Genomic DNA, 7,537 nt, shown 5'->3' on the forward strand with positions numbered 1-7,537 from the left:
CGCCGGGAGACGACCTGGCGCGATAAATCGCGGCGGGACGGCGCCGAAAACCGCACCGAGCAGCCCGCAAGAGACCGCTTGCTCACCGCACACACCAGGAAAACCAAGCCTCCGGCCGCGAATTTCCCCAGCCTGCTAGAGCACGACCTTCCGATCGACTGATTCCAGTCGATCGGAACGTGCTCTAGCATCACCGCGATGAGAACGATCGCCTTGCTCGTCGCGGCGGGTCGCGGCACGCGCTTCGGGGCCGAGTTGCCCAAGCAGTTCCTGCCCCTGCTCGGCCGCCCGGTGCTGCGCCACGCGGCCGAGGCGCTGTTGCGGGAGGGCGGGGTCGCCGCCATCCAGCCCGTCGCCCCGCCGGGGGACGAGGCGCTGCTGGCCAGCCTGCTCGAAGGGCTGCCCTGCCTGAAGCCGGTGGCCGGCGGGGCGCCGCGGCAGGCGAGCGTGCTGGCGGGACTCGCGGCGCTGGAAGCCGATCCGCCCGACTTCGTGCTGGTGCATGATGCGGCACGGCCCGTGGTGCCGCCGGGCACCGTCCCTGCCCTGCTCGCCGCGCTGGAGACGGCACCAGGCGCGATCCCGGCGCTGCCCGTGGCGGACACGCTGAAGCGCGGCGCGGCCGGGCGCATCGCGGCGACGGTGCCCAGGGACGGGCTGTTCCGCGCCCAGACGCCGCAGGCCTTCCGCTATGCGGACCTGCTCGCCGCCCATCGCGCCCTGACCGCCGAGGTCACGGACGACGCGCAGGTGATGGAGGCCGCCGGGCTGCCGGTGGCGCTGGTTCCCGGGCACGACTCGAACATCAAGATCACCTGGCCGGAGGATCTGCGGCGGATGGAGGCGACGATGCTGGCCGGGATGGTCCCGCGCGTGGGAACGGGATTCGACGTCCACCGCATCGTCCCCGACCGGCCGATGGTGCTGTGCGGCGTGGTGGTGCCCGGTCCCCTCGGACTGGCGGGCCATTCGGACGCCGATGTCGGCATCCACGCGCTCTGCGACGCGATCTATGGCGCGCTGGCCGAGGGCGACATCGGCCGCGGGTGCCCGCCTTCCGAAGCGCAGTGGACGGACGCCGACAGCGCCCGCTTCCTGCGCCATGCGGCGGAGCGCATCGCGGCGCGCGGCGGCGTGCTGGCCAATGCCGATGTGACGCTGATCTGCGAGCAGCCGAAGATCACGCCGCATGCGGCGGCGATGCGGGCGCGGCTGGCGGAGCTGCTGGGTGTGGGCATCGACCGGATCTCGGTGAAGGCGACGACGACCGAGCGCCTGGGCTTCCCCGGCCGCGGCGAAGGCATTGCGGCGCAGGCCGCCGCGACGGTGCTGCTGCCGGCCTGATCCGAAGCGGCCTGTTCCCAGCGGAACAGCCGGCCCCGCGGCATCCTGCGAGGCTCCTGCCCTGACCAGCAGGAGACCGGCCATGGCCGAGCCGCATCGCGGCATCCTCGGCGCCCCAGGCATGATCCGCGCCCGCGCCCGCTTGGCGAGGATGCGCCGCGCCGGGCATGCTCGCGCATCGTGCCAGATCCCGAGACGAGGCGGCTGCTCGGCCGCCTGCCCTTCCTTGCCGGCGTGCCCGACGCCGCCCTCGACCGGCTGGCCGCCGTCGCCCGGCCGGTCCGGCACGATGCGGGTGCGGTGCTGTTCCGCCGCGGCGATCCCGGCGAGGGGCTGGTCGTCGTGGTGGACGGGCTGGTGAGGGTCCATCTCTCCACCGAGGCGGGACGTGAACTCACCCTCGGGCTGATCGGGCCGGGCGAGCCGCTGGGCGAGATCGCGCTGATCGATGGCGGGCCGCGCAGCGCCGACGCCACGGCGCTGACGCCGGTGCGTGCGCGGCTCCTGCGGCACGCCGATGCGGCGCGGATCATCGGGGAGGATGCGGCGGTCGCTTCCGCCCTGCTGCGCACGCTTGCCGCCCGGCTGCGCCGCACCACGGACCAGGCCGAGGCGGTCGGGCTGCGAAGCCTGCAGGAGCGCGTGGCGATGGCGCTGCTGCAGCTTGCCGCCGCCGATCCCTCCGGCCTGGTGCGGCTGCCGCAGGGGCAGATCGCCGCGCTGGTCGCGGCGACGCGGCCCAAGGTGAATGCCGTGCTGGCCGAGTTCCGCGGTCGTGGGCTGATCGAGCCGGTGCGCGCCGGGCTCAGGCTCAGCGATCCCGCCGGGCTGCGCGGGCTGGCTGCCGGCGGGTGAAGGCGGGGGCGGCCGCCGCGGCGCGGCGGGCGCGGGCCGCGCGGCTGGCGCCCCGCCCCGCGACCGACATCCGGGAGGCCGCGACCGACCGGCTGATGGCGCTGGTCCCCCGGCCCGCGGAACCCGGCGCGCCGGTCGTGGCCGTGGCGGGGGGCGCGGCGGCGCGCGCCGCCGAAGGACCCTGGCCCTGGCCGCGCGAAAGGCTCGCCGCCCTGGTCACGGCGGTGGCGCAGGCCGGCGCGGCAGCGATCGCGCTCGACATCGTGGTGGAGGAGCCGGCGCCGGGCGATGCCGCGCTGGCCGAGGCACTGGGCCTCGTCCCGACCGGGCAGGCGGCGCTCGCCGGGCCGCGCGCGGCGGCGGGATTCGGGGTCGCGCTGCTCGGCGGGCCCGATCTGGCCGGCGTTGCGCTGCTGCCCGGCCTGGCGCCGCCGGCGATCGGCGGCGTGCCCGCGGGCTTTGCCGGCCGGCCGGGCGAAGTGGTGCGCGCCGCCCCCCGGCGGGGGCGGCGCGGCGCGCCGGGGGCGGAGGCGACGGCGGCGCCCGGCCTTGCCCTCGCGGCCATCGCGAGCGCGCTCGGCGAGCGGACGCTGCTGCTGCGCGGCGGCGCGCCGATGCGGTTGGAGGTCGGGCCGCTCGTGCTGGATTTCCCGCCGGACGGCCTGCTGCGCCTGCATCCGGCGCGCGAGCGCGTGCCCATGCTGCCCGCCGCGGCGCTGCTGGACGGTGCGCTGGGGCCGGAGGCGCTGCGCGGGCGGCTGGCGGTGATCGGCGTGACGGCGCCGGGGGCCGCGGCGCTGCGCGGCTCCGTCTTCGGGCCTTTCACCCCCTCGCTGCGCCTGCAGGCGGAAGCGGCGGCGCAGATCGTGACGGGCTGGCAGCCGCGCCGACCGCCCGGCGGCACCAGGGCAGGGGCGCTGGCGGCCCGGCTGCTCGGCGCCGCCGCGGCGGCGCGGGGGGGGGGGGGGCGCGGCGGGGGGGGCGGGCGGGCGGGGGGGGCGCCGCGCGGGGGGCCCGGGGCCGGGGGGGCGGGGGGCCGGGCGGCGCGGCGCGGCGGCGGCGGCGCTGGTGCGGGGGCGCAGCGGCGCGGGGCTCGCGCTGGCGGCGCTGCTCGCCCTCGGCTGGATTGGTGCGGCGGGCGCGGCGCTGCGCGTCGGGCCATTGCTGCTCGACCCGGTGCTGCCCGCGCTGGCGGCGCTGCTCGGCGGCGTGGCGGAGGCGGCTGCGGCGGCGCTGCGCCTCGCGCGGGAGCGCGCCGCGCTGCTCGCCCGTTTCGCGCATCGCCTGCCGACCGGCGTCGCCGCCCGCCTGCGCGCCCTGCCCGCGGCGGAGCGGCGGCGGCCGGAGCGCTGCCGCGTCGCGGTGGTGATGACCGACCTGGCCGGCTTCTCCGCCATGGTGAACCGCGCGGCGCCGGGCGAGTTCTTGCCGGCGCTCAACGCTTATCTCGCCGGGATCGAGGCGGCGATGCTGGCCGAGGGCGCGACGCTGGAGCGGCTGATCGGCGACAGCGTGCTCGGCGTCTTCGGCGCGCCGCTGCCGCAGGCGGATCACGCGGCGCGGGCGCTGGCCGCGGCGCGTGCCGTGGACCGCTTCGCCGAGGCCTTCCGGGCCACGCCGGAAGCGTTGGCGCTGGGCTGGGGCGAGACGCGGATCGGCGTCGCGGCGGGCGAGGTGCTGGCGGGCGAGATCGGCGGATCGCGCCTGACCTGGGCGGTATGCGGGGATGCGGCGAACATGGCGGCGCGGCTGCAGGAACTCGGCAAGGAACTCGGCCGGAGGGCGCTGGTGGCGGCGATCGAGGACCCGTCTTTGCCGCCGCCGCTCGGCCGCTTCGCGCTGCGCGGCCTGCCGGGCGAGTGGGAGGTGCGGCCGCTGTATTAGGTCACCAGCGCGAGGGCGCGCGCGATGCGCGCTTCGCCCCAGCGCGTGACGGGGCCGGGCGGGCCACCCTCCGCGACGTCCACGCCCTCCCCTTCGGTCAGCACCGCCGTCTCGCCGGCGGCCGAGACCGCAACCTGGCCGCGCTCCACGAAGACCGCGTTGCGGCCATCGAGCGTGCCGGCGAAGAACCGCGTGCCGCGCACGCCGATCGCGGCCCAGGGCAGCGTCAGCGTGGTGCCGCCGCGTCGCGCGCCGGAATCCGCCGGCGGCAGGTCCATCAGCACCGCGCCGCCGAAGCTGCGGATCGCCGTGCCGGGCCGCGCGCCGCGCAGCGCCGCGCGGGCCACGCGCAGGCTGGCATTCTCGCCGAGCCGCAGCTCCTGCCCGCCCTCCAGCCGGCAGGCGAAGCGCGTCGCCGGGCCGGTGCTGAGCAGGTCCTCGATCATGATCGGCGCGGCGGGCGCGAGCGTCCGCGGCGGCTCGCCGGAAAACAGCGCGACCGCCGAGCCATCGAGCTGCGTCACCTCCCCCACGCGGGTGCGCGCGGCCAAAGCGGGCAGCGGCAGCAAAGCGGCAGCGAGCGGCAGGAGGGCGCGGCGGAGCATCGCGCGATTCTACCGCGGCTTCCGCGCCCGACGCTACGACCGCGCGCCGACGCGCCCGGCCTGGTAGTCGCGCACCGCCGCGACGATCTCCTCGCGCGTGTTCATCACGAAGGGGCCGTGCGCGACGACCGGCTCGTTCAGCGGCGCCGCATGGCCGAACAGCGCGACGGCGCCTTCCGGCCCGGTGGCGAGCGCGACGGCATCGCCGTCATCGGCGAGCTCCACGAGGTTGAACTTCGGCACCGCCGTCCCGGCGACCTGCAGCGTGCCGGCGACGACGTAGAGAAAAACGTTGCGGCCCCGCGGGGCCGGCGCGCTGACGTGCCCGCCGGGCGCGAGGCGCAGCACCGTCATCGCCACGCCGGTGAGGGACTCGTAGGCGCCCTTGTGGCCATCCCAGTCACCGGAGATCAGCTCGATCCGCACGCGGCCGTCATCGGCATCCACCTGCGGGATGTCCTCCCGCTGCAGGCCGGTATAGGCAGGCGCGGTCATCTTCAGCCGGCCCGGCAGGTTCACCCAGAGCTGCAGGATCTCCATCGGGCCGCCCGACCGCTTGAAACTCTCGGGCGAGACCTCGGCATGGACGAGGCCCCTGCCCGCCGTCATCCACTGCACGCCGCCGGCGCGGATCACGCTCTCATGTCCGCCGCTGTCGAGATGGGCGAGCTCGCCTTCCAGGATGAAGGTCACCGTCTCGAAGCCGCGATGCGGATGCGGGCCGAAGGGCAGGCCCTGGTTCCCCGGCCTGTAGGTCTGCGGCCCGTGGTGGTTCAGGAACAGGAAGGGGTCCACCTGGTCGAGCCCCGGCCCGGGCAGCGGGCGGCGGGTGAGAAGGTCCCCGATGTCGTCGCGCATCGCGGGATGGACGGCGACAAGACTGCGGCTTCGCATCGCATCTCTCCTTCGGGCGGGCGGGATGGCGCCGCGCGGCGCGTGCGGTCAACGGCCGGCTTCCGCGCTGCGCGCCGCCTGACCATCATGGTGCGGGGAGATTCCGCATGACCGACCTCGCGCCGCCGCCGACGCGGCTGCAGCTGTTCCTGGCCTTCACCCGCGTCGGGCTGTTCGGCTTCGGCGGCGCCCCCCCCCGCGCCCCCCCGGGGGGGGGGGGGGGCTGGGCTCGGTCGCGCTGGGGCTTGCCTTCGGCGCGGCGCTCGCCTTCGGGATGGCGCTGGCGATCTCCTCGACCGCGGTCGCGACGCGTGCGCTCGAGGAACGCGGCCGGCTCGGCAGCGAGGCCGGGCGGATCGCGCTGGGCTGGCTGGTGATGCAGGACCTAGTCGTGGTCTTCGCGCTTGTGATGCTGCCCGCCGCGGCCGGGGCGCAGCAGGCAGGCGGCGCGGGCTCCCTGTTCTACGAGCTCTGCAAGGCCGCGCTCTCCCTCGCGGCCTTCATCGGCGTGATGTGGCTGTTCGGCCGCCGCGCCCTGCCCTGGCTGCTGGTGCGCGTGGCGCGCGGCGGCTCGCGGGAGCTGTTCACGCTGGCGGTGCTGGCCATGGCGCTCGGCGTCGCTTTCCTGGCCTCGACGCTGTTCGGCGTCTCCTTCGCGCTCGGCGCCTTCTTCGCCGGCGTGGTCTTGGGCGAGAGCGACCTGGGCCACCAGGCGGCGGCCGAGGCGATGCCGATGCAGCGCATCTTCGCCGCCATCTTCTTCGTCTCGGTCGGCATGTTGCTGGACCCCGCCGCCGTGATGGCGCAGCCGCTGGCCGGCGTCGCTTCGGTGCTGGTGGTGCTGCTGGCGGTCGCGGGCGGCACCTTCGCGCTGCTGCTTCTGTTGCGGGTCCATCCGCGCACGGCGGCGATCGTGGCCGGCTCGCTCGGGCAGATCGGCGAATTCTCGTTTCTGCTGACCGAGGTCGCGGTGCGGCAGCAGATCCTGCCCGACACGGTGCGCGGCCCAGTGTTGGTCGCGGCCGTCGCGACCATCCTGCTCACGCCGCTGCTGCTGCGCGCGGCCGAGGCGGCGGCGCCGCGGCTGGAACGCTCCGCCCGGCTGGCGCTCTGGCGCGGCGAGCGGCGGCCGCGGCGCATCCTCTCGGCCGGGGGGCCGCCGGCGGCCGGCCATGCGGTCGTTGTCGGTGGCGGTCGCGGCGGCGCGATGGTGATCCGAGCCCTTCGCCGGCATGGGATCCCGGTGGTGGCCCTGGAAGAGAACCGTGCCGCCGCCGAACGCCTGGTCGACGCCGGCATGCAGGCCATCTGGGGCGACGCGACGCGCCCCGAGGTGTTGGAGGCCGCCGCGCTGGAGCGCGCCCGTCTGCTGGTGGTGGCGCTGCCCGGTGCGGTGGAGGCGCGCGCGGTGCTGGCGCTGGCGCGTGCCGCGAATCCGGCGATCCATGTCGTCATCCGCACCCACAGCGACGATGAGGCAGTGCTGATGGAAGCGGAGGACGGCATCGGCCTGGTGATGATGGGCGAGCGCGAGGTGGCGCTCGGCATGGCCGACTATGCGATGCAGCATCTCGGCGTGCCGCCGGCTGCCGCGCAACAGACGATCGATGCGCTGCGCCGGCGGCAGATCCTGGACTGATCGCGGGCGCCGTCAGGGCCGCGGCAGTTCCTGCTCGACCAGGGTGGCGAAGAAGCTGGCGCCGACGGGCAGCAGTTCGTCGTTGAAGTCGTAGAGCGTGGTGTGCACCGGGCGCGCGCCCTTGCTGCCCTGCGCCTGGCCGAGCTTGATGTAGGCGCCCGGCCGGTCCTGCAGGAAATAGGCGAAGTCCTCGGCACCCATCACCGGCGGCTTGTCGCGATGGATGCGCCCGCCGCCCCGCACCGTCACCCCCCCCCCCCCCGCGCCGCGGGGGGGGGGGGGGGGGGTGGGTGGGGGGGGGGGGGCGCCGCGGGGG

The 7,537-nt window shown here is 76.4% G+C and carries 6 protein-coding genes and 2 pseudogenes; 5 read left to right on the top strand and 3 right to left on the bottom strand.

The window, feature by feature from the left end:
• Nucleotides 1–198 precede the first annotated feature (198 nt).
• The 4 genes and pseudogenes from AC1MIR_RS04345 (at nt 199) to AC1MIR_RS04360 (ending at nt 4,083) form a co-directional block, all read left to right on the top strand.
• Complete coding sequence (locus tag AC1MIR_RS04345; protein WP_480026941.1) at nt 199–1,344, top strand: bifunctional 2-C-methyl-D-erythritol 4-phosphate cytidylyltransferase/2-C-methyl-D-erythritol 2,4-cyclodiphosphate synthase; 1,146 nt, start codon at nt 199–201, stop codon at nt 1,342–1,344.
• Nucleotides 1,345–1,524: 180 nt separating this feature from the next.
• A complete protein-coding gene (locus tag AC1MIR_RS04350) occupies nt 1,525–2,199 on the top strand; it encodes a Crp/Fnr family transcriptional regulator (RefSeq protein ID WP_480026942.1) in 675 nt (224 codons plus the stop codon).
• Nucleotides 2,196–3,080, top strand: a pseudogene (locus tag AC1MIR_RS04355) (CHASE2 domain-containing protein); the annotation flags it as partial. The gene AC1MIR_RS04350 and the pseudogene AC1MIR_RS04355, both read left to right, overlap by 4 nt.
• A gap of 187 nt (nt 3,081–3,267) precedes the next feature.
• The gene (locus AC1MIR_RS04360; protein ID WP_480026943.1) at nt 3,268–4,083 is read left to right on the top strand and encodes an adenylate/guanylate cyclase domain-containing protein; all 816 of its coding nucleotides are present in this window, start codon (nt 3,268–3,270) and stop codon (nt 4,081–4,083) included.
• Here the strand turns inward: AC1MIR_RS04360 and AC1MIR_RS04365 are convergent.
• Both AC1MIR_RS04365 and AC1MIR_RS04370 read right to left on the bottom strand, forming a co-directional pair.
• Nucleotides 4,080–4,688: a FecR domain-containing protein gene (locus AC1MIR_RS04365; protein WP_480026944.1), complete on the bottom strand. Its 609-nt coding sequence runs from the start codon at nt 4,686–4,688 to the stop codon at nt 4,080–4,082. The genes AC1MIR_RS04360 and AC1MIR_RS04365 overlap by 4 nt on opposite strands.
• Nucleotides 4,689–4,721: 33 nt before the next feature.
• A complete protein-coding gene (locus tag AC1MIR_RS04370) occupies nt 4,722–5,582 on the bottom strand; it encodes a pirin family protein (protein ID WP_480026945.1) in 861 nt (286 codons plus the stop codon).
• A gap of 238 nt (nt 5,583–5,820) precedes the next feature.
• Between AC1MIR_RS04370 and AC1MIR_RS04375 the strand changes: the two genes are divergently transcribed.
• Nucleotides 5,821–7,221, top strand: coding sequence for a cation:proton antiporter domain-containing protein (locus tag AC1MIR_RS04375; RefSeq protein ID WP_480027063.1), 1,401 nt, complete (start codon nt 5,821–5,823; stop codon nt 7,219–7,221).
• A 12-nt stretch (nt 7,222–7,233) separates the two neighbouring features.
• Here the strand turns inward: AC1MIR_RS04375 and AC1MIR_RS04380 are convergent.
• Nucleotides 7,234–7,537 (bottom strand): annotated as a pseudogene (locus AC1MIR_RS04380) (amidohydrolase); the annotation flags it as partial.

It is taken from the genome of Falsiroseomonas sp. RANM36 (genome assembly GCF_056682175.1).

What these genes read in the sequence shown, in the direction of transcription:
- AC1MIR_RS04370 (WP_480026945.1), bottom strand. Translation starts at nt 5,582, where the DNA reads ATGCGAAGCCGCAGTCTTGTCGCCGTCCATCCCGCGATGCGCGACGAC.
- AC1MIR_RS04365 (WP_480026944.1), bottom strand. Translation starts at nt 4,688, where the DNA reads ATGCTCCGCCGCGCCCTCCTGCCGCTCGCTGCCGCTTTGCTGCCGCTG.
- AC1MIR_RS04345 (WP_480026941.1), top strand. Translation starts at nt 199, where the DNA reads ATGAGAACGATCGCCTTGCTCGTCGCGGCGGGTCGCGGCACGCGCTTC.